Here is a 23,361-nt window from a genome sequence, read left to right on the forward strand (position 1 = left end):
GAAATTTCACCGATTTATTAACGGATAGCTGTCACTTCTGAGCTTCCAATCCTGACTATTCATCATTTTATTTGTGCTTTTATCTAAATAGTTTTAACGAATAACCGGCTGTCTAGAAGCCTTTCTAACAGAGACGCATTAACATGAATTCTGTTGAATTCAATTAGCGGAACAAAATTGACAATTTCCAACCCAACATGTAAAATATAGCCAAGACAATGAACAAGAGGAGTACTACTGGTGTCGTTTTAGAGAGAAAATTGATTGCTGAAAAATTTTCACACAGCCAGTAAGAAGGTAGCTTGGGAGTTAACAATTTGAAGTAAATAGAATTGTTCGATTTGTGACCGTTACCTCACCAATGAAGCGGTGTTTGAAGAAAAGTCAAACACAATTTAGGTGGTACCGCGTAAAATTATACGCCCTAAAATACGAAAGTATTTTAGGGCTTTATTTTTTCTCCGAAAACAAGTAGAAAGAAGGAAATAGCATGACTGAAGAAAAAAATTTACCGACAAAATATCAGCCAAACGAGGTTGAAAAAGGACGTTATCAAAAATGGCTAGATCAAGATTTGTTTAAGCCTAATCAAAATAAGAAGGCAAAACCTTATTCGATTGTAATTCCACCACCAAATGTAACCGGAAAATTGCATTTAGGTCATGCCTGGGACACAACGTTACAAGATATGATTATTCGCCAAAAACGGATGCAAGGATTTGACACATTATGGCTGCCAGGAATGGATCATGCGGGGATTGCAACGCAAGCAAAAGTCGAAGAAAAATTAGCAGAGCAAGGCATCTCTCGTTATGACTTAGGCCGCGAAAAATTTGTCGATCAAGTTTGGGAGTGGAAAGAAGAATATGCTTCTCATATCCGCGAACAATGGGCACAAATGGGGCTTTCTTTAGATTATAGCCGCGAACGTTTTACTCTAGACGAAGGATTATCTGAAGCTGTTCGTAAAGTTTTTGTTTCTCTATATGAAAAAGATTTAATTTACCGTGGTGAGTACATTATTAATTGGGATCCAAAAGCGAAAACAGCCCTCTCTGACATTGAAGTCATTCATAAAGATATCGAGGGTGCTTTTTACCACATGAGCTATCCTCTAACAGATGGTTCTGGTATCGTTGAGATTGCAACCACTCGTCCAGAAACGATGCTTGGTGATACCGCGATTGCGGTTCATCCAGAAGATGAAAGATATAAAGAGCTAATTGGCAAAACGGTTACGTTACCATTAGTAAACAAGGAAATACCGATTATTGCTGATGAATATGTAGATATGGAATTTGGAACCGGTGTGGTAAAAATTACACCAGCCCATGATCCTAACGACTTTGAAGTAGGTAATCGTCATGATCTACCTCGTGTAAACGTAATGAATGAAGATGGTTCTATGAATGGACTTGCTGGAAAATATGAAGGAATGGATCGTTTTGCGGCACGTAAATTGATTGTTTCTGATTTAAAAGAAATGGGTCGTTTAATAAAAATTGAAACCATGAACCACAGCGTTGGTCATTCAGAAAGAACAGGGGTAGTTGTTGAACCTCGTTTATCAACTCAGTGGTTCGTAAAAATGGCTCCTTTGTCAGAAAAAGCGATGAAGAACCAAGAAACAGAAAATGCTGTTGAATTTTTCCCACCACGTTTCGATCAAACTTTTATGCGTTGGATGGACAATGTACATGATTGGGTAATTTCTCGTCAATTATGGTGGGGACATCAAATTCCTGCTTGGTATCATAAAGAAACGGGTGAAATGTATGTTGGAATGGAAGCACCGACTGATGCTGAAAATTGGATACAAGATTCGGATGTTTTAGATACATGGTTTAGCTCTGCTCTTTGGCCGTTTTCAACAATGGGTTGGCCCGATGAAGCCAATGAAGACTATCAACGCTATTTCCCAACGAATACATTGGTGACTGGCTATGATATTATTTTCTTCTGGGTAAGCCGCATGATTTTCCAAAGCTTGGAATTTACTGAACAGCGTCCATTTAAAAATGTCTTAATGCACGGTTTAATTCGTGATGAACAAGGGCGCAAAATGAGCAAGTCTCTAGGAAATGGGATTGACCCAATGGACGTGATTGAAAAATACGGTGCAGATGCTTTACGTTGGTTCTTGTCTAATGGTTCTTCTCCTGGTCAAGATGTACGCTTTAGTTATGAAAAAATGGATGCCTCTTGGAACTTTATCAATAAAATTTGGAATGCCAGCCGTTTTGTTATTATGAACATTGAAGGTATGACAGTAGAAGATATTGATTTTAGTGGTGAAAAAACAGTAGCTGATCGTTGGATACTAACTCGTTTGAATGAAACAATTGAGCGAGTGACAGATTTGTTTGACCGCTTTGAATTTGGTGAAGCAGGTCGTCAACTATACAATTTCATCTGGGATGATTTCTGTGATTGGTATATCGAAATGAGTAAAGAAATCTTATACGGAGAAAATGAAACAGCGAAACAAGCGACACGCAGCATCTTAGTATATACGCTAGATCAAATTTTACGTCTACTCCATCCAATTATGCCTTTTGTAACGGAAGAGATTTGGGAAAGTATTCCTCACGAAGGAGAATCGCTAGTTGTTGCAGCGTATCCAGTTGTGAAAGAAGAGCTGACAGATGAAACAGCAGCTCGCGGGATGGAAGTCTTAAAAGAAGTAATTCGTTCTGTCAGAAATATTCGTGCCGAAGTAAACACACCACTTTCAAAACCAATCACATTGCTTATCAAAACAACCGATGACCAAATAGATCAATTCTTAGTGGAAAATACCAATTATATTGAACGCTTTTGTAACCCAGAAGAGTTAACAATTAGTAAAGAGATCATTGCCCCAGAATTAGCAATGTCGGCGGTATTGACAGGAGTAGAAATTTACTTGCCATTAGCAGGTTTAATTAACATCGAAGAAGAAATTACTCGTTTAGAAAAAGAGTTAGAAAAATGGAATCAAGAAGTGAAACGAGTGCAAGGAAAACTAGGAAACGACCGTTTTGTGGCAAATGCGCCTGAAGAAGTCGTTGAAGCTGAAAAAGCGAAGGGAAAAGATTACCTTGAAAAACAAGTCATTGTAAAAGAGCGTATTGCTCAATTGCGGACAGTAAAATAATAAAATAGAAAAAAAGCGTACCTATTCTATAGAGGACCATTAAAAGTAAGACAAAGCTGTCTCCTTTTTGGAAAACGATGAGAAGGTACGCTTTTTTTATAGTATAGACAGATGATTGAATAAATAAAGTAAAATGAAGCTGTAGGTTGCTACAGACCAGAATTTCAAAAGTAATAATATTTTCATATATTCTTTAAAAGGAAAATCAGTCAATCCTGCGACCAAACAGACTAAATCATCTGGCGCAAAAGGAATTAGCAACGTCGCTATCAATAATTTCCTAATCCCATCTGGCGGACGATTAATCATCTTCTCAAATTTTGAATAACGTTTAGGAGGTAATAACGCTCGCGCAAAATCTTTCCCATAGTAATTCACTAGCCAGTAGACAATGATATCACCGATAATTAAACCAATAAAGCTATAAATCAAGCCGGGGATATTTCCAAACATTAGCATTCCCACGACAGAAGAAATTCCTCCAGGAAGAATTGGAATAATCACTTGAAGAATTTGCAAAGTAATGAAAAAGAAAATCGCATAATCTCCAAACTGCTTAATAAATGTTTGCAAGGATTGGACAGAGTGAAAGATGCCAATTGAATAACCATAAACAACTAATAAAGTGAAAATAACAACTCCCAAAATTGGTAGAAAATAAATAATATTTTTCGCAAGACTTTTTTCTTCTTTTTCTTCCACAGTAAATTCAGCTCACTTTCAGTTCCTCGTAAATATCAATATATATAATTTGGATTCATTCGTCAATCATTTCTTAAAAATAGAACTGGTCGTGTAGAATGTACCTAGAAGCTTTGATCCGTGAGGGAAGCCCTATCACAATGGGTGACATCGGATGCACCAAAATATTCACTGCTAGAATTATTAAAAACATCTAAGTATTTAGCGATAAAATAGGAAATCAGGATGTTTTGAAAGAAAATCTGTTTATTTAATGAAAATGAAAGATACTTTCGCTATAATGGACAAATAAGGATCAGAAACGAACGACAATAAATGTAAAAGAAGGGATAGAATGTCAATTACGATAGAAGAAGCAATTACTTGGATTCATAGTCGATTGCCTTTTGGTTCCAGACCAGGACTTGATCGAGTAGAGGCGTTATTAGAACGAGTCGGAAATCCTGAAATAAAAGTACCGACAATTCATATTGCTGGTACGAACGGAAAAGGTTCTACGGTTACTTATTTACGCTGTATGCTGGAAGAAATGGGTCTAACAGTAGGCACATTCACATCGCCTTATATTGAATATTTCAATGAACGAATTGCTCTTAACGGACAGGGAATTCCAGATGAAGAGCTAATAAAATATGTTGAGAAATATCAACCAATTGTGGAAAAAATGGATAGCATAGACAAAATCCAAGGAATCACTGAATTTGAGACACTTACCGCAATGGCTTTTGATTATTTTCTTGAAAAAAAAGTAGATGTAGCAATCATAGAAGTTGGATTAGGCGGGCTTTTAGATAGTACAAATGTCGTCCATCCTATGTTGACAGCAATTACGACTATCGGCAAAGACCATACAGAAATATTAGGAGAAACGCTAGAGAAAATCGCCTATCAAAAAGCTGGCATTATCAAGCCCGATGTTCCTGTAGTCACTGGAAATATCACTCAAGAAGCTTTAAAAGTAATTGAAGCATCAGCTCAGAAAAACGACAGTCCTATTTATCGATATGGTCAAGAATACGAAGTGAACTATTTACATCCAGATAAAACATGGGGAGAAGTCTTTGAATTTTGTGGAGAGTCTGGAAAAATTCCTAATATAAAAATACCTCTCCTTGGTCGTCATCAAGTCGAAAATGCTTCAATAGCGATTGAGCTATTCTATTTATATTGTAGATTACAAAATATTCATTTTGCTGAAAGAAATGTATATAAAGGATTGCTAAAAGCCCAATGGCCTGGCCGAATGGAACGCTTGAGTGAAGAACCACTGATTGTATTAGATGGTGCACACAATGAACACGCTGTTCGTCGTTTAGCAGAGAATTTAAAAAAAGAATTTCCGAATAGAGAAATTAATATTCTATTCTCCGCGTTGGAATCAAAAGACGTTGAAGCAATGATTACTATTTTAAGGACAGTGCCAAACGCTCATCTTTATTTAACAACCTTTGAATACCCAAAAGCAGTTGCGTTAACAAAAATGTCTCATCTAGAAAATGATAAAACAGAACTGGTATCGCTTTGGCAATTTGGGTTAGGTGAAATTTTAGAAAAAATGGCAGCAGATGACTTGTTACTTATCACGGGTTCACTGTATTTTGTTTCCCAGGTAAGAGAATTATTACTAAATTTAGGAGGAAAAAATGACTAAAGTAGAAGGCGTTATTTTTGATATGGATGGTTTGTTGTTTGATACTGAATTGATTTATTATCGTTCAACTCAAAAAGTAGCAGATGCAATGGGTTTCCCTTATTCAAGGGCTCTATATCAAAAGTTTATTGGTGTTTCAGATGAAGAAGTCCAAGGAAATTATCATGAAATTTACAAAGGACATGGCAAAGAAAAAGTGGATGAATTTATTCGATTGGCTTATGAAGATACTTACCAAGAGTTTGAAGCGGGGAATGTTCCTCTTAAAGAAGGAGTTGTTGAGTTACTAACCTATTTGGAAGAGAAAAATATTCCTCGTGTGGTTGCATCAAGTAATGTTCGTTCAACAATTGATTTACTACTAAAAAATGCAGAAATTAGACACTATTTTGATGATATTATCTCTTGTGAGAATGTAAGGAGAGCAAAACCAGATCCAGAAATATTTCAAGTTGCTCTAGCAAGACTAGGGACTTCAGCAGAAAAAACGTTGATTTTAGAAGATTCTTATCACGGTGTAACAGCTGCACATACCGCTGGGATTCCTGTCATTATGGTTCCTGACTTATTAGAGCCAACAAAAGATATGGAAGAAAAAACACTGAACATTTTAACTAGCTTAAAAGAAGTACCCGGATTTATATAATAAAAAAGCTCCTCTTTTGCGTATAGTTTATATAGCGAAGGAGGGTTTTATTTTTTATGAGATCAGGAAATCTGTTTATAAGAGAAATGCCTGAAGACTGTTTGCCAAGAGAACGAATGGAAGAAGTAGGGGAAAAGGCATTATCTAACCAAGAATTACTAGCAATTATTTTGAGAACTGGAAAGAAAGGGTACAACGTTATGAAGTTAGCTTCCTCTTTTTTGAATCATTTTGAGAATTTACATACTTTAAAACAGGCCACAGTGACCGAAATGATGGAAGTTGACGGAATTGGTAAAGTAAAAGCCTTAGAAATACGAGCAGCGATTGAATTAGGAACCCGTATTCAAGAAAGTACTCAACTAAAATATGGAAAAGTTTCTTCTAGTTATCAAATTGCACAAAATCTTATGGGAGAAATGAAGGATTTACAACAGGAACATTTAGTTTGTCTTTTTTTGAATACAAAAAATGAAGTGACGAAGAAAGAAACAATCTTCAAAGGGACTTTGAACCAATCTATCGCTCATCCTAGAGAAGTGTTTCGGCAAGCAGTAAAATATTCAGCGGCGAGAGTTATTATTGCACATAATCATCCATCTGGGAATCCAACACCTTCAGAGCAAGATCTATTGTTTACCAAGAGAATAAAGGAATGTGGCGAAATGATGGGGATTGAACTATTGGATCACATTATCATTGGTCAGGAAGAATACCTAAGTTTACGAGAGGAAAATTTTTTATAGAAGGATTCAACAGGATTCCTTGCAAAAACAAATCTGCCCGTGTACAATAAATGTGTAATCTTGTTTGGAACAACATAGAAGTTTTTATTTATAAAAACCCTGTCGTTTACGGGCAAAGTTGCAATTATTTAGTGCTTAAGCACGAGGAGGAACAGGAATGGAACAAGGAACAGTAAAATGGTTTAATGCAGAAAAAGGGTTTGGCTTTATCTCTCGTGAAGACGGTAGCGACGTATTCGTACATTTCTCAGCAATTCAAGGAGATGGATTCAAAACTTTGGAAGAAGGTCAATCTGTAAGCTTTGATGTTGAAGATTCAGATCGTGGACCACAAGCAGTAAACGTAGAAAAAAACTAATTTAATTCGATCAAAAACATCTGACAGAATGTCTGTCAGATGTTTTTTTATAAGAATCAGTGGTTTTTATTTAAATGTAATAAATAGAACAACAAAAAGGGCATCCGCGATTTTTCATTCAGCGGATGCCCTATTTAGTATTAGAAGTTGAATCATTCATTTGGATGTAGCCACTCCTTAGATAGATTTTTTCAATTCTTTTACTGCTTGTTTAATTGTAATACCATAAGCAACTTTTCTTTGGTTATTTGCATCTATAGCCATAAATAAGTTTCTATTTGTATCTAGTGCAATACGGTATTCCAATACATTGTTATCAAATGTCATAATTATTCTCCTTTCTGTTGTTCCATGAAAGGCAACGAGACGTGATAACGAAATTCCTGTTTTAATTATAGCACGTTTAATGAAAAAGACAAAAGAGATTATTAGAATTTTAAAGAAAGCAAAGAATAATAGTGGCCTCAAACTACCAAGTTATTTTGAGAAAGCGCTTTTTCGTAGTAGAATAGAAGTATCAAATAGAAGGGGGAGATTTACAATGAATGATACGTATAAAAATATTTTAGTAGCAGTTGATGGGTCAAAACAATCAGAATTTGCTTTTAAAGAAGCGATGAGTATTGCCAAGAGAAACGACGCAACCTTACATGTTCTTTATGTTATTGAAGAAACAGGTAATTATTTTGGTGAATTGACGATTTCAATGGGGAATGTCATGGAAGAATTGAGAAAAAGAGAAGAAAATAGAATGAAGGAACGGGAAGAAAAAGCGCAAGAACAAGGAGTAACAGCTATTAAAACATACGTGATGTATGGCTATCCTAAAGCATTAATCGCTCATTTTGATGAATCAGAAGAGCCGATTGATTTAATTGTCATTGGAAAGACTGGATTAAATGGATTAGAGCGTGCACTTGTGGGGTCAACTACTTCTTATGTAGTGAACCATTCTGATGCAAATGTTTTGGTAGTGAACAATCCAAAGAAGAAAAAATAAACAGCATTCTTGAGAGGTGAAATGAGAAATCGATTTGTTATTTAACATTGTGTAAAAGTTTTTCTTTATATGGCAGGAATATATTTCTTTGTTTTTTTATTATTTTGGAAGGTTTATTTTTTAAAAAAAATCACTTCCATGATATGATTGGAATAAGAAGTGAGGGGTTACATTATCTCGCTTCAAAAAAATAGAAAAACGAAAGGAGCTTTTCAAATGAAAGAGAACTTTTTAAAGAAACTGTCGGGCCTGTTTTTTGTTATGATGTTGATCTTTTCAGTTGGAGCTTTAGGATTTGGAACCAAGGCGCATGCGGTAGATAAACCAACGTCGGGAACCTTAACTATCCACAAATTGAAATTTGACGGTATAGATCCATCCTTGATTCCTCCAATTGCTGGAGATGGAACACAGCTAGGTCAGTTACCACCAGGAGCTTTACCGGCACCGGGAGTCAAGTTTGCGATTGTTTCGACAACTGGAAGCAATTTAAGCATGAGTCCTAGTCAAAAGGATGCATTAAACTATTACAACTCTGTTATAGGTAATGCTAATGTACCACAAGATACAGGAACAACGGGAGCAGATGGTACGTATACTACCAAAACCTTACCAGCTGGGCAATATGTGGTTGTTGAATTGATGCCAGAAACAGGTACGTATTCTATGTCAGCACCAGTTGTGGTGAGTATTCCTATGATGAACTTAGATGGAACAGGATGGAATAGCAACGTCCATATCTATACTAAGGATGGGGTTACTCTAGGTGCAGCTAAAATGCAAAAATTAGATCCAAGCAATAATCCTTTACAAGGAGCAACCTTCTCACTTTATATGCAAGGAACAAGCGGCAACCCAGATACTTTGGTTGCGAATAATCTAACTACAGGTAGTGATGGTTATACAGATGTGGTTGGAAACTTATTAGTTGGTAATTATTACTTTGTTGAAACGAGTACATTAGATACTTACTTATTAAATGGGAAACAAGTACCATTTACTGTAGCTGATACCGATATGGCTTATGATTCAAATGGGCAACTGTTACAAAACAAGGTCAAAACGGTTAGCTTGGTCAACTACATGAAACCAACCTTACAAAAAACTCGTACTACTGATGAAAGTGTAGACATTGGAGAAACAGTGACATGGAAAATTTCTACAGATGTTCCATTGAACTTAACCGATTATACGAAATATGTAATTACAGATACATTAGATACTAGATTAACTTATGTAGGAAATATGTCAGTAACGTTAGACAACGCACCATTAAACCCAAATCTTTATAATGTTCAGGTAAATGGCAGAGTGATTACAGTTACCTTTACTGATATTTTTGCTCAAGGAAATATTGGAGCAATCCAAAGCGGAGACAAATTCAATATTCAGTTCGATACGACTGTTAACAATACAGCAATACCAGGAGTACAAATCCCCAATAATGCTGTATTGACTATGAATAATGGATGGGTGGATGCAACTTCTACAGAAGCGAATCCACCAATGGTTGAAACTGGTGGACGTCAATTTATGAAGGTTGACCCAAATAATAATCCATTGCAAGGTGCACAATTTGTTGTTTCTAAAACAAATCCTGATAACAGTATTTCTTACATGAAACAAAGCGCAAATCTAAATGTGACTTGGGTAAACTCTAAGAGTGATGCAACAGTCTTTACTTCTGCAAATGATGGAACTTTCCAAATGTATGGTTTAGCTTATGGCACATACAACATTGAAGAAGTGAAAGCACCAGGTGGTTATAATCTGTTAAATGGTATTCAAACATTTACAGTAGATCCAAATAGCTATGACGATGATGCAATGATTTTAGTGGTGAATACAATGGCGCCTACCATACCCATTACTGGGGGAATTGGTACTATCATCTTTTTTGCTATCGGGCTTGTTCTGATGGGAATAGTATACTTCTTCTATAGAAGATATGAAAGCCAATCAGCATAAAAAGCGCATACTAGTGATCAAGTGATAATTAAACATGAGATAAAACAGACAATGTTTTGTCTCATGTTTTTCAATTTAAACTAATTATCAGAATGTTTGGTGAAAAAATGGCAAAAAAAAAGAAAATGAAAAATAAAAAAAGTGTTTTACCCAAGATTTTTATGATTCTTTTTTTTATGATAGGATTGGGTATCTTTATGTACCCTATTTTAAGTAATTTGTATGCTAATTTTTACCATACTCGGGTAATTGACTCTTATAGAGAGAACGTTGACAAGAAATCTGAAAGTGAAAAATCGGATTTAGTTAAAGATATGATGGAGTACAATAAAGAAATGGCAACAGGAGAAGGGGCGGCAACTACAGATCCCTTTAAAAAGGAAGAGAAAAAGAAAGAAAAGAAAACCAAACATAAAGTTCTGGATGCTTTGGAAAAAAAGTTAGGTGAGGTTTTAGGATATATTACGATTCCAGAAATTGATGCAAAAATCCCTATATATAGCGGGGCATCAGATTTTCAATTACAAAAAGGAGTAGGAGTATTACCAGGAACTTCGTTGCCTATTGGAGGAGAAGGAAATCATAGTGTCATTACAGGACATAGAGGATTGCCTAGCTCTAAGCTATTTACAGATCTTCCTAATTTAAAAAAAGGCGATAAATTTTTTGTCGATATTTTAGATGAAACTCATGAATATGAAATAGATCAGATTAAAACCGTAGTTCCAGAAGATATCTCAGATTTACAATTAGTTCCAGGAAAAGATTACATAACGTTACTGACCTGTACACCCTATATGATTAATACTCATCGTTTGTTAGTTAGAGGCGTTAGAGTTCCTTTAGAAGACAAAGATAAGAAAGGAAAAGATATGGATTGTTGTTGTATTATCCCATTAATTATTCTTATCGTGATTAACTTCTTCATCTTAATTCTAATGTGGCTTATTTATAGAATGAAGAGACGTGAAGAAAAAGATCGACAAGAAAAAGAACAAAAAGAACAGGCGCAGGAAAGAAGAAAGAAAAGGAAGCAAAAAGAAAAAGCGATAGACAGCTAAAGCTGTTTATCGCTTGAAAATAGGATTGTATGAACCAGTTTTTCTATGCTGATTCATACAATCCTATCTTTTTTATTAAATTAAGTCGTCATAATCATTGGTAAGATCATTGGGTGACGCTCTGTTTTTTCAAATAAGAATGGTTGTAAAGCTGTAGATAAAGCATCACATAATTTTGCTTCAGTACAATTTTCTTCTTTTAATGCTTGTCTTAAAGCATTGAACAAAATACGTTGTCCTTCGTGAATCATTTCACCAGATTCTCGCATATAAACAAAACCTCTAGATAAAATGTCTGGACCTGCTAAAACTTCTTTGTTTTTGATATCTACAGTAGCAACAGCTAAGACTAAGCCTTCTTCTGAAAGGATACGGCGATCTCTTAAAACGACATTCCCAATATCGCCAACCCCGTTACCATCAACATATACATCGTTTGCATTGAAATGTCCAGCAACATGAGCTTCTTCTGAAGTCAGTGCCAAAACATCTCCATTTTCCATGATAAAGCAATTTTCTGCCGGAACCCCTGTATCTTGCGCAAGAGAAGCATGAATTTTTAACATTCTAAACTCACCGTGCACAGGCACAAAGAATTTTGGTTTCATCAAGCGGAGCATTAATTTTTGTTCTTCTTGTCCACCGTGACCAGAAGTATGAATATTGTTTATCTTACCGTGAATCACTTCAGCACCTGCTTCAGAAAGTAAGTTGATAAGACGGTTCACACTTGTAGTGTTTCCTGGAATTGGCGAACTTGAAAAGATTACCGTGTCACCAGGCTGCACAGAGATTTGACGATGGGTACCGTTAGCAATTCTACTTAAAGCAGCCATTGGTTCCCCTTGAGAGCCAGTACATAAAATCATTGTTTCACCGGCAGGTAGTTGGTTCAATTCAGAAGCATCTACAAAGGTTCCTTTTGGCACGTTAATGTAGCCTAAGCGTTCTCCATTTACGATTGCATTTTCCATACTTCGTCCAAAAACAGCAATCTTGCGACCTGTTTGAACAGCGGCTTCTGCGGCTTGTTGTAAGCGGAAAATATTTGAAGCGAAACTAGCAAAGATAATTCTACCTTCAACTTTTTCAACTATTTTTAGAATAGATGAACCGATTGTTTTTTCCGATTTTGTAAAGGTTGGAATTTCAGCATTTGTACTATCTGATAGTAAACACAAAACGCCTTCTTCTCCAAGTTTCGCCATGCGATGTAAATTCGCTGGTTCCCCTACAGGAGTAAAGTCAAATTTGAAGTCACCGGTTGCTACAATATTTCCAGAAGGAGTTTTTACAACAACTCCTAATGCATCTGGGATACTGTGTGTCGTACGGAAGAAACTAATAGAGGTTTTTCTGAAACGAATCACTGTGTCCTCATTAATTTCATGTAAGGTTGCATCACGCAATAGACCATGTTCATCCAGTTTATTTGTAATCAGAGAGAGAGCAAGTGGTCCTGCATAAATTGGAATATTTGCCTGACGAAGCAGATAAGGAACACCACCAATATGATCCTCATGTCCGTGGGTAATAATAAGTGCTTTTACTTTATGGAGATTTTGAACGATATAACTGTAATCAGGTATAACGTAATCAATACCAAGCAAATCGTCTTCTGGAAATTTTATCCCAGCGTCAATAATAATGATTTCATCTTGAAATTGAACACCGTAAGTATTTTTCCCGATTTCTCCTAATCCGCCAATAGCAAAAACACCAGTTTCGTTGTTTTTAATATTTACTTTCATACTAAAACTCCGTTAAAGAGAATTCCGCATGTTCTTGTTCGTAGGCTAAATGGTTCTCATCCAACGCTTGGATGTATTCAATGTTGTATGGTGTATTTTCTTCAACAAGCTGTCTCACAATAATGTCATTCTCAGCTTCCATATAAAGCGATTTTGTATCTTCTCTTTTTGGGTTTCTTGTTTTTGTTTCTTGATAATAAACTTTGTAAATCATTGTTTTATTCTCCTTTTTCTGCTAGTAGCAGAGTATTATTTTTTATTTTACAGTAATTAAATATATTTTATCATCCTAATATTTCAGACGATAGAAGGCGTGAAAAGGTAGCGAGAGATTGTTAAGAACAGTAGACAGTAGTGGTATAGAGGGATCATTTGGTGTAGATTCATTATTTTTAATAAATGAGTAAAGGTAGAAAAAAATACCCCTTGGACTATCATCTGATTTAAAAAATAACGAATATTAGAACACACCAAAATGAGGTGGCCAACCACCTAAAAAAACAACTGTCACTAAAAACAAAAGGTTAATAGTGAAATGAAGCCTCGACTTTGCTCCATTTGTCATTGCTTTATAAAAAAATACTACTAATTTCAACCGTCCCTTGTGTTGTTTGAAACAACAATTAAAAACATTTTATCACAGAATGACTAATAAGTATAGAAAGTGCTAAGTCGAATTAGTAAAAAACAATTTATTTTTCTTCTTCTAAAGGCACACGAGTTTTCTTATTGAAATACCAATTTAATAGAATAAAATGTAGCACAAAAACGACAGACAAAGTAATGGTCATCATTTGATTTTTAACAAGTAAACAAGGAATTAAGAAAACGATAAATATCGTAGAAAAAAGTTTTACTTTGCCCCAAAATGTTATTTTCTTCTCTACTAAAGATTCTTGAATATATTTTTGGTAGTAACTAGACTGTATAAATTTTGCATACAAATGATCGGAGCTTCTCATCCATAAAAAAGCTGTAGCAATATAGAAAACAGTTGTGGGTAAAATAGGCAGAAAAATCCCTAAGGTTCCTAAACCAAAAGTAATAAATCCTGATAAAATAAAAATGATTTTTTTCATGACCTTTATTTCAGCTACTTTCTTGAAAATTTTAATATTGTTTAGTATAGCATGTTTCATAAATGTTGTAATCAAATCGAACTTAGATGACCATTTTCAATTTTTTACAATACTAAAACAGCAGAGAAAGAATCATTGTTGGCATGTTTATATCTTTCTATTTGATTTTTAATCGCATTTGGTTAAGATAATTTGGTTTTCAGAATATAAAATAGATAAATGAATTTAAGGAAGAACGATTCTACAATTATTTTGTAAGAAGAATCAATTATCACATGTTTTCAGTTACTTTTTCATTCAGATAAATAGAGCGAGTCTATCTTTTTTTTATCATATTGTATCTCTATCTTTTCTATATATAGTGATGATAAACTCCTTGTTTTTCATTTTCCTCAAGATGTTTTTTATGATATAGTGGGAGTACTGGGTTCAGAATTAGGATAGGAGATGATTGGTTGAAATTAATGTGGCGTTACACGATGAAATATAAGAAATTATTGTTTGCTGATTTCATTTGTGTTTTTGGATTTATTTTAATTGAGTTAGGTTTGCCAACGATTTTGGCAAGAATGATTGATAAAGGAATTGCAAATAATGATTTTGAGTATGTGAAGCAACAGGGGTTATTGATGGTTGTAATTACCGTTGTTGGCGTAGCCATGAATATTATGTTAGGGTATTTTGGAGCAAGAATAACCACCAATATTGTTCGAGATATTCGAGATGATTTATTTGAAAAAGTTCAGACTTTTTCCCACCGTGAATATGAAACAATAGGTGTTTCTTCTTTAATTACTAGAACTACCAATGATGCATATCAAATTATGCTTTTTATGGGAAATATTTTAAGAATGGGTTTTATGACACCCATGATGTTTATTGTCAGTTTGTATATGGTAATGAGAACGAGTCCTTCTTTAGGAATTTTTGTTTTAGTGGCATTACCTGTTTTACTGGCTGCCGTAGTATTGATTGCGAAAATATCGGAACCACTGTCCAATAATCAGCAAAAAAACCTTGATGGTATCAATGGGATTTTGAGAGAAAACCTTTCTGGATTAAGAGTCATTCGTGCTTTTGTAAATGAGAAATTTGAGGAAAGTCGTTTTGCAAAAGTGAATGAGGCGTACACAAAAAGCTCAAAAAGTTTATTCCGTTTAATGGCTGCAGCTCAGCCAGGCTTCTTCTTTCTATTTAATATTGTTATGGTGCTAATTATTTGGAAAGGTGCTTTGCAAATTGATAGTGGCAATTTATTAGTGGGGGATTTGATTGCTTTTATCGAATATATCTTCCATGCGTTATTTTCTTTTATGCTGTTTGCTAGTGTTTTCATGATGTATCCTCGTGCAGCTGTTTCAGCTCGTAGGATTCAAGAAGCATTTGATATGGAACCAGCTATCTACGAAAATGAAGAGGGCATATCTGAAACGCAAACAAAAGGTTATTTAGAATTTAAAAATGTGACCTTCGCTTATCCAGGACATGCTGAAAGTCCGGTTATTCGTAATGTAAGTTTTACGGCATCACCAGGAGAAACAGTTGCATTTATCGGGAGTACTGGTAGTGGGAAATCCACGTTGATTCAGTTAATTCCTAGATTTTATGATGTTTCAGAGGGACAAGTATTGATTGATGGTGTGGATGTCCGCGACTATCAATTGAGTGCTTTAAGAAATAAAATTGGTTACATTCCACAAAAAGCGTTACTATTTACTGGAACAATTGAAGACAATCTTCGTTACGGAAAAGAAGACGCTACTATGGAAGAAATGGAAACGGCAGTTGACATTGCTCAGGCGACCGAATTTATTTCTCAAAAACCTGATGGCTATAATGAATTGTTATCAGAAGGCGGAACGAATTTTTCTGGTGGACAAAAACAACGTTTAGCAATTGCTAGAGCGGTGATTAGACGGCCAGAAATTTATATTTTCGATGATAGTTTTTCTGCATTGGATTACCAAACAGACGCTAATCTTCGAGCAAGGTTAAAAAAAGAAACGACAGAATCAACTGTTTTAATTGTCGCCCAACGAGTAGGCACAATCATGCATGCAGATAAAATCGTTGTCTTAAACGAAGGTGATGTTGTCGGAATCGGAACTCACCAAGAATTACTTGAGAAATGTCCAATTTATTATGATATTGCGGCTTCTCAATTGTCAGAGGAGGAATTAGCATGAAAAAAGCCATTTCTTCTATCAAGCGTTTAGGTCAATATATTAAACCATACAAAGGAACGTTCATTTTAGTTCTAATCTTTACCGTTTTAACTGTTGCTTTTAATGCAGCGATGCCGTACGTATCTGGGTTACCTATTACTGAAATTAGTAAGAATATTGCAGCAGGGGAAAAATTAAATTTTCCATACATCATCAATTGTCTAATTTGGATCTTCTTTGTAGGAATTGGTTACTGTGCAGCTCAATTTTTATCAGGAATTTTAATGACTTCAGTTGTTCAACATTCGATGCGTGATTTACGTCGAGATATTGATGAAAAAATCAATCGTTTGCCAGTTTCTTATTTTGATAGAAATCAACAAGGAGATATTTTATCTCGTGTAACGAACGATGTAGATGCCGTGAGTAATGCAATGCAACAAAGCTTTATTAATATTGTTGCAGCATTATTAGGAATCCTGATGGCTGTGGTGATGATGTTTGTCATTAATCCATTTATGGCTGTTATTGCGATTATCATGATTCCATTGTCGTTAATTATTTCAAAAACGATTGTTAAAATTTCGCAAAAACACTTTCAAGGAATGCAAAATGCGCTTGGAAGTTTGAACGGATTTGTTCAAGAAAACATGACTGGGTTTAGTGTTTTAAAACTTTATGGTCGCGAAAAGGAAACGTTAGAAGGCTTTAAAAAAGTAAATCACCGATTGAATAGTTTTGGTTTTAAAGCAACCTTTATATCTGGACTGATGTTGCCACTTGTTCAGTTGACAGCGTATAGTAGTTACATTAGTATGTCTGTCTTAGGAAGCTACTATGTAATTACTGGCGTTATTGCAGTGGGGCAGTTACAAGCGTTTATTCAGTATATTTGGCAAATTAGTCAGCCGATGGGGAATATTACACAATTATCTGCGGCGCTACAAAGTGCATCAGCTGCCACTTCTCGTGTCTTTGAAATATTAGATGAAAAAGAAGAAGAATTAAATGAAGTAGATGTATCATTGCCAGAAAAAGTTCAGGGTTCTGTTCAATTTGACAACGTTAGCTTCAGTTATGATTCTAAGAAACCTTTAATTAAAAATCTTAATTTTGAGGTGGAAGCAGGCCAAACGGTAGCGATTGTTGGACCGACAGGAGCAGGGAAAACGACATTAATTAACTTGTTAATGCGTTTTTACGATGTAAATGAAGGGGCAATAAAAATAGATGGCATTGATACTAAGAAAATGGATCGTAGTGATGTTCGCTCTGTTTTTGGAATGGTATTACAAGATGCTTGGCTATATGAAGGAACAATTGCCGATAATATCCGTTTTGGTAAATTGGGTGCGACCGATTATGAAGTAGTAGATGCTGCGAAAACAGCGAATGTCGATCATTTTATTCGGACGATGCCTGATGGCTACGAGATGGAGATCAACTCAGAAGGCGACAACGTTTCTTTAGGACAAAAACAGTTGTTGACGATTGCTCGAGCAGTCATCTCTAATCCAAGAATTTTAATATTAGACGAAGCAACTAGCTCTGTTGATACTCGATTAGAAGCTTTAATTCAAAAAGCAATGGATCAAGTGATGAAAGGAAGAACCAGTTTTGTGATTGCGCACCGTTTATCCACTATTCGTGAAGCTGACTTGATTTTAGTGATGAATCAAGGAGAGATTATTGAAAAAGGCACGCATTTAGAATTGTTGGAACAAGGTGGATTTTACGAAAAACTATATAATAGTCAATTTGCTGAAGATGGCGATTATGATTAAAAGATGAAGAGAGTGGGATAAAACTATAAATTAGTTTTGTCTCGCTCTTTTAAGTTAAAGAAACAGTCAAAAAATGTAGCCATTGCCCTTTGCTTCAATCTCATTAAGCTCTATATGCTAAAGTATAAAGTTCTTAAAAATCTTCGGAATTAAGCGGAACACTTTTGTCTTAATTTCCTTCTTATTTAGTGAAGAAACATCCATGTAAAAATAATTGCTCAAATTTGGTATACTAATAATTAATAGGAAAGGCGAGGAGAGTGCAGAATGAAAGACTACTTCATAGCAAGCAGTGCAGATGTTTACGGAAATGTTCATTTAGGAAAAAAGAGTAGTATCTGGTTTCAAGCTGTTTTACGAGGAGATAATGACTCAATCACAATTGGTGACGGAAGTAACATTCAAGATGGAACGATTATTCATACTGATAAAGGAATGCCCGTCACGATTGGAAATGCAGTAACAGTTGGGCATCAATGCTTGCTTCATGGTTGTACTATCGAGAATGGTGCTTTAATCGGCATGGGAACGACGATTCTAAATCGTGCAGTGATTGGGGAAAACAGTTTAATCGGTGCGGGTTCTTTAGTAACAGAAGGGAAAATTATTCCGCCGAATGTTTTGGCTTTTGGAAGACCTGCGAAGGTTATTCGAGAGTTAACAGAAGAAGAAATTGTAGCGAATCAAAAAAATGCACAACACTATACAAAGCTTTCTAAAGAACACAAAGCTGGAATTTATCAACAAATAAAAGGAAAATAAGACAGGAGCCTATATGAAATATACTAATATTTTTTTTGATTTAGATGGAACGATTACTGATTCAGAAGATGGAATTTTGAACTCCATAATTTTTTCTTTGAACAAGCTGAATCTACCTGTTCCTAATAGAGAAAATTTGCGCGTGTTTATTGGACCGCCACTAATAGAATCGTTTCAAAAGATGTTTGACTTGTCAGACATAGAAGCCCAGCAAGCGGTTATCTATTACCGAGAATATTATGAAACAACGGGCATGTTTGAAAATAAAATTTATCAGGGAATCGTCGAAGTATTGCGAACGCTACAACAATCTGATTGTCAATTATATATTGCGACCTCAAAACCAGAAATTTATGCCGAAAAAATTTTAATTCACTTTCAACTGGCAAGTTTTTTTCAAGGAATTTATGGGGCAAGTCTTGATGGGATTCGTTCTCAAAAGGCAACTGTAATTCGCTATGGGTTGGATAAAGCGAAAATCACAACTAGTGACAAAACGATTATGATTGGCGATCGAAGTCATGATATTAATGGTGCGAAAGAAAATGGACTTGAGAGTATCGGAGTATTGTATGGTTTTGGTAATTACGAGGAACTAAAAACAGCTGGAGCTACTTATATTATTGAAAAACCACAAGATATCACAAAATTGGTACTATAGAGCTAAACTTTTATAATTAAAAAAGTTAACAGACATAAAAATTGTCATTTGATGAAAGGCTTTGGAGGAAATCATGACATTAAAAGAAAAAATTATTGCTGAAAGTAAAAAGCTGGGAATTGATAAAATTGGTTTCGCTTCGGCAGAGCCATTTTCTGATTTGGAAGCTTCTTTGCGAGAGCAAAAAGACCGTGGATTTACTAGTGGTTTTGAACATCCAGTAATAGAAGAAAGAATTTATCCGGAAAAAACGTTTGAAAACCCTAAAACGATTATTTCAATTGCATTAGCATATCCAACTAGGATAAAAGAGAAAGTGCCGAGAGATGAAAAAAGAGGTCAGTTTGCTAGAGCTTCATGGGGAATTGATTATCATGATATCTTGAAAGAGCGCTTAGAAAAATTAATTGCTTTTATTCGACAACAAGCAGAATCTTTAGAAGAAATAGCGCAGTGGCGGTTTGCACCACAAGTTGATACTGGCGAGTTAGTGGATGTTGCAGTGGCTCAGAGAGCAGGCTTAGGATTCGTTGGTAGAAACGGGTTGCTAATTACTGAAGAATTTGGCTCATTCGTTTACTTAGGAGAAATTATCACAAATATCGAGTTTGAAGTGGATCAACCAGTTGCTTTTGGTTGTGGAGACTGTACTCGATGTGTGAAGGCTTGTCCGACAGAAGCATTGCTAGGAGATGGTAGAATGAATGCCAAACGCTGTCTCTCTTATCAAACTCAAACAAAAGGATTTATGCCAGAAGAATACCGTAAGAAAATGCATAATGTTATCTATGGCTGTGACATTTGTCAATTAGTGTGTCCTTACAATAAAGGCAAAGACAATCATTTTCATAAAGAAATGGAACCAGAAGTTGAAATTGTGTATCCTAAATTAAAGCCAATGCTGGCTATAACGAACAAAGAATTTAAGGCAACATTTGGGCACTTATCGGGGGCTTGGCGTGGAAAGAAACCGATTCAAAGAAATGCCTTAATTGCTTTAGCAAACCTAGGGGATCGCAGTGCTTTACCTGATATTTTAGAGTGTACCAAAGACGTGCGCCCTGTGATTCGAGGAACAGCAATCTGGGCCATAGGAAAACTAGGGAATCGCGAACCAGAAAAATGGTTGTCTATTTTAAGTGATTTACAAAAATCAGAGACAGATGTAGAAGTCCAAAACGAAATACAGCTTGCTGAGAAACATCTGGCAAACAAAAAATAGGAAATAAGAGAGAGAAAACCAAATGTTTGGTTTTGTTCCTCTTATTTTTTTGTTGAATAAAAAAGAGTGATAGCTTTTCTCTATCATGACTAAGAATCCTTATTATCCTTTTCCATTTTTTTGTATTATTATAAGGGGAGTTAAACACACAAAAAGTAAGTAAAATGAAACGGGAAAGAAAAGGAGTGTCCAGCATGGAACTTATTTCAACAGAAAAAGGAATTGAGCTGATTCACAAAAATGGAAATTGGATAATTAAAAAGGAAATAGGCTTTTCGCCAGTAGAATTATTAGTCGCTTCAATAGCAGCCTGTGGTGCTTATGTTTATGAAAGGGTTTTAACAAACTCGAAAATAACTTATAAAACCCAGCGAGTAGAAGTAGCTTATGAACGATCTGAAACTAAACCAGCAAAGCCATTAAGTGAAGTCACTATTACTTTTTACTTAGAAGTGCCAGAAAGTGAACAAGGAAAAGCTGAAAGGGCAACAAAACTGATTACTAAAAATTGTCCAGTCATGCAATCTTTAGATCCTGAGATTAAAGTTTTTGAACAAGTAATATTCGTTTAGTTACTTATTCGTTTTGAAAAGGGGGATTATGATGAAAAAAATTTTAATGGCTAGTGGCTTAGTGTTACTTCTTTTGACAGGGTGCAGCTCTTCTAAAGAGGCGGAGCCGGTAAGTGAAACGAAAAAAATCGTTCATTTTACTGAACCAGCAGAATTATTAACGTTAGATACTACACAAGAAGAAGATTTTACCAGTTTTAACGCACAAAATCAGGTATTAGAAGGCTTGTATCAATTGAATGAAAAAGATGAAACCATTCCGGCAGTCGCTAAAGAACTACCGATAATTAGTGAGGACAAACAAACCTATACTATTTCCTTAAGAAAAGATGCAAAATGGTCAAATGGTGAAACAGTAACTGCAAAAGATTTTTTATATGCCTGGAGACGAGCTGTAACACCAGAAACAGCACCTTCCTATGCTAGTTTATTTGTGTCCTCAATTAAAAATGCGGAAGCCATCTATCAAGGGGAAATGGCACCAGAAAAGTTAGGAGTAGAAATACCTGATGATTATACGCTAGTTGTGCACCTAATCAAACCAATTCCTTACTTTACTTCATTATTAACCTTTGAAACATTTTTTCCTATCAATGAAGAATTTGCAAAAAAACAAGGGACATCCTATGGGACTTCCAGCGAGACAACGTTATACAACGGACCGTTTCTTTTAGCTGGTTGGACTCAAAATTCTGATACTTGGAGCTATGTAAAAAATCCAGACTATTGGGATGCTAAAAATGTAGCAATGGATGAAATAAAAACAACAGTAGTAAAATCTACAAGTACAGCAGTTAATTTGTATCAAACCGATGAGCTTGATCGAGTGGTGCTAGATGGTGAATTTTCTAAGCAATATAAAAATGATGCAGACTTTCAAAATCAAAATGACACCAAAGTGGGGTATCTTCGCTTTAACCAAGGGAGTGGGAAAGCTTTAGAGAATCAGTCTTTAAGAAAAGCAATAGCTTTATCTATTAATCGAGAAGAATTTGTAGAAAATATCTTAGGAGATGGCTCGATTGCAGCGACAGGCTTTGTTCCTAAGAATTTTGTAGAAAATCCTAAAACAGGAGAAGATTTTAGAACAGAAAGTGGTACCCAACAAAAATTTGATAAAGAAGCAGCAACTGACGCGTGGAAACAAGCCAAGAGTGAACTTGGTGTAAAAGAATTAAACTTAGTTTATTTAACGAAAGATACAGATACTGAGAAAAAAATTGCGGAATATCTAGCTGGACAAATTAGTGAAGTTTTACCTGGTCTTACCCTTGAAATAACGACCTTACCAAGTAATAATTTACAGGATCGCTATTTGTCAGGAGATTATGATCTTGTTTTTGGACAATGGATGCCTGACTTTAAAGATCCAATAACCTATTTAGATATGTTTGAATCAACTTCGGGCTTAAATCACGTGAACTATAGCAATTCTAAATACGATGCCTTGATTCAAGCAGCGATGACAACGGATGCTTCTGATGAAGAGAAGCGATGGTCTGACTTACTTGAAGCAGAACGTCTGTTACTTGCGGAAGATTACACAATTGCACCTATCTATCAGCAGCAAACAGCGTTGTTACAAAATAAAAAAGTGACAGGTGTTGTGAAACATGCATTTGGTTCCCCTTATAGTTTTAAATATATTCGATTAGAAAAATAGAATAGATGAAAAAGAGTCGTTGAGTATTCTTTGTTCTTTGTAAATTAGGTTGAATATCTGATTATTATAGAACAACTATACAATAGCTACTCTTTTTTTTTGTGAATCAAACAAAATGTTATTTAATGAAAGCATTAAGGCTTAATTGTGTGATTAAATAGAGGTTTTTGGCAGTTTATAGAAAGTAATCATATATTTTAAAGAGGAGTATTTTATTAATTTTATCTTAAGCAGAAGACTATTTTTGCATCAGAATAGTGTAATTCTGACGGATTATTTCTTATAATTTAGAATAATTCATCAAAAACGATGGAAATTAGACATAAATATCAAATAAACAGCTATAATTCCTCTTGAATTTGATTAAAAAACATGTGTTATTAACGTTTTTTTGTAATATTTCAATCTTTTTTTCAAATAGAATAAAAGAAAAA

Annotated in this window: 20 protein-coding genes and 1 other annotated feature; of the genes, 15 read left to right on the top strand and 5 right to left on the bottom strand. The window is 35.1% G+C overall.

The genetic code is table 11. The annotated features are described in order from the left end of the window. The first annotated feature begins 209 nt into the window (after positions 1-209). Positions 210-430 (top strand) — a binding site (T-box leader). 60 nt (positions 431-490) lie between these two features. After that, positions 491-3,136 carry a valine--tRNA ligase gene (locus BCR26_RS01940; protein ID WP_069697282.1) on the top strand — a complete coding sequence of 882 codons (2,646 nt, stop codon included), beginning with the start codon at positions 491-493 and terminating at the stop codon, positions 3,134-3,136. Between the two features lie 96 nt (positions 3,137-3,232). Here the strand turns inward: BCR26_RS01940 and BCR26_RS01945 are convergent, their stop codons facing one another. Next, positions 3,233-3,838, bottom strand: coding sequence for a TVP38/TMEM64 family protein (locus tag BCR26_RS01945; protein ID WP_069697283.1), 606 nt, complete (start codon positions 3,836-3,838; stop codon positions 3,233-3,235). Between the two features lie 334 nt (positions 3,839-4,172). On the opposite strand from BCR26_RS01945, the gene BCR26_RS01950 reads away from it, so the two are divergent. The 4 genes from BCR26_RS01950 to BCR26_RS01965 all read left to right on the top strand — a co-directional run bounded on the left by BCR26_RS01950 (position 4,173) and on the right by BCR26_RS01965 (position 7,239). Further along, positions 4,173-5,489, top strand: coding sequence for a bifunctional folylpolyglutamate synthase/dihydrofolate synthase (locus BCR26_RS01950; RefSeq protein WP_069697284.1), 1,317 nt, complete (start codon positions 4,173-4,175; stop codon positions 5,487-5,489). Further along, entirely contained in the window at positions 5,482-6,135 is a 654-nt protein-coding gene (locus BCR26_RS01955; RefSeq protein WP_069697285.1) for an HAD family hydrolase, read from the top strand. The genes BCR26_RS01950 and BCR26_RS01955 overlap by 8 nt, the downstream gene beginning before the upstream one ends. A 56-nt stretch (positions 6,136-6,191) precedes the next feature. Beyond that, positions 6,192-6,881: a RadC family protein gene (gene radC, locus BCR26_RS01960; protein ID WP_069697286.1), complete on the top strand. Its 690-nt coding sequence runs from the start codon at positions 6,192-6,194 to the stop codon at positions 6,879-6,881. 157 nt (positions 6,882-7,038) lie between these two features. Further along, positions 7,039-7,239: a cold-shock protein gene (locus tag BCR26_RS01965; RefSeq protein WP_069636133.1), complete on the top strand. Its 201-nt coding sequence runs from the start codon at positions 7,039-7,041 to the stop codon at positions 7,237-7,239. A gap of 177 nt (positions 7,240-7,416) precedes the next feature. Here the strand turns inward: BCR26_RS01965 and BCR26_RS18430 are convergent, their stop codons facing one another. After that, positions 7,417-7,566: a hypothetical protein gene (locus tag BCR26_RS18430; protein ID WP_169818844.1), complete on the bottom strand. Its 150-nt coding sequence runs from the start codon at positions 7,564-7,566 to the stop codon at positions 7,417-7,419. 214 nt (positions 7,567-7,780) lie between these two features. Here BCR26_RS18430 and BCR26_RS01970 point away from each other — a divergent pair, with 214 nt between their 5' ends. From BCR26_RS01970 to BCR26_RS01980, 3 genes are all read left to right on the top strand, one after another. Continuing rightward, positions 7,781-8,239, top strand: a complete 459-nt coding sequence (locus BCR26_RS01970) for a universal stress protein (protein WP_069697287.1) — start codon at positions 7,781-7,783, stop codon at positions 8,237-8,239. Positions 8,240-8,455: 216 nt separating this feature from the next. Then, a complete protein-coding gene (locus BCR26_RS01975) occupies positions 8,456-10,207 on the top strand; it encodes a SpaH/EbpB family LPXTG-anchored major pilin (protein WP_069697288.1) in 1,752 nt (583 codons plus the stop codon). Positions 10,208-10,368: 161 nt separating this feature from the next. Then, a complete protein-coding gene (locus BCR26_RS01980) occupies positions 10,369-11,268 on the top strand; it encodes a class C sortase (RefSeq protein ID WP_211272276.1) in 900 nt (299 codons plus the stop codon). A gap of 80 nt (positions 11,269-11,348) precedes the next feature. Here BCR26_RS01980 and rnjA read toward each other — a convergent pair whose 3' ends face one another. The 3 genes from rnjA to BCR26_RS01995 form a co-directional block, all read right to left on the bottom strand. Next, a complete protein-coding gene (gene rnjA, locus BCR26_RS01985) occupies positions 11,349-13,019 on the bottom strand; it encodes a ribonuclease J1 (protein WP_069697290.1) in 1,671 nt (556 codons plus the stop codon). Position 13,020: 1 nt separating this feature from the next. Further along, positions 13,021-13,233 carry a DNA-directed RNA polymerase subunit epsilon gene (locus tag BCR26_RS01990; protein WP_069697291.1) on the bottom strand — a complete coding sequence of 71 codons (213 nt, stop codon included), beginning with the start codon at positions 13,231-13,233 and terminating at the stop codon, positions 13,021-13,023. A 478-nt stretch (positions 13,234-13,711) separates the two neighbouring features. Beyond that, positions 13,712-14,098, bottom strand: coding sequence for a YbaN family protein (locus BCR26_RS01995; protein ID WP_069697292.1), 387 nt, complete (start codon positions 14,096-14,098; stop codon positions 13,712-13,714). 455 nt (positions 14,099-14,553) lie between these two features. On the opposite strand from BCR26_RS01995, the gene BCR26_RS02000 reads away from it, so the two are divergent. The 7 genes from BCR26_RS02000 to BCR26_RS02030 all read left to right on the top strand — a co-directional run bounded on the left by BCR26_RS02000 (position 14,554) and on the right by BCR26_RS02030 (position 22,927). Next, a complete protein-coding gene (locus BCR26_RS02000) occupies positions 14,554-16,284 on the top strand; it encodes an ABC transporter ATP-binding protein (protein ID WP_069697293.1) in 1,731 nt (576 codons plus the stop codon). Further along, positions 16,281-18,047 (top strand): multidrug efflux ABC transporter subunit EfrB, encoded by a 1,767-nt coding sequence (gene efrB, locus BCR26_RS02005; RefSeq protein WP_069697294.1) that lies wholly within the window; start codon positions 16,281-16,283, stop codon positions 18,045-18,047. Before BCR26_RS02000 ends, efrB begins: the two co-directional genes overlap by 4 nt. Before the next feature lie 267 nt (positions 18,048-18,314). Then, positions 18,315-18,809, top strand: coding sequence for a gamma carbonic anhydrase family protein (locus tag BCR26_RS02010; protein ID WP_069697295.1), 495 nt, complete (start codon positions 18,315-18,317; stop codon positions 18,807-18,809). A gap of 13 nt (positions 18,810-18,822) precedes the next feature. Beyond that, a complete protein-coding gene (locus tag BCR26_RS02015; protein WP_069697296.1) occupies positions 18,823-19,470 on the top strand; it encodes an HAD family hydrolase in 648 nt (215 codons plus the stop codon). A gap of 73 nt (positions 19,471-19,543) precedes the next feature. After that, positions 19,544-20,692 (top strand): tRNA epoxyqueuosine(34) reductase QueG, encoded by a 1,149-nt coding sequence (gene queG / locus BCR26_RS02020; RefSeq protein WP_069697297.1) that lies wholly within the window; start codon positions 19,544-19,546, stop codon positions 20,690-20,692. A 194-nt stretch (positions 20,693-20,886) separates the two neighbouring features. Beyond that, on the top strand, positions 20,887-21,264 hold the full coding sequence (locus tag BCR26_RS02025; protein ID WP_069697298.1) for an OsmC family protein: 378 nt from the start codon (positions 20,887-20,889) through the stop codon (positions 21,262-21,264). A 31-nt stretch (positions 21,265-21,295) separates the two neighbouring features. Next, positions 21,296-22,927, top strand: coding sequence for a peptide ABC transporter substrate-binding protein (locus BCR26_RS02030; RefSeq protein ID WP_069697299.1), 1,632 nt, complete (start codon positions 21,296-21,298; stop codon positions 22,925-22,927). The last annotated feature ends 434 nt before the right edge of the window (positions 22,928-23,361 follow it).

Source organism: Enterococcus rivorum, assembly GCF_001742285.1.
Taxonomy (GTDB): Bacteria; Bacillota; Bacilli; order Lactobacillales; family Enterococcaceae; genus Enterococcus_L; species Enterococcus_L rivorum.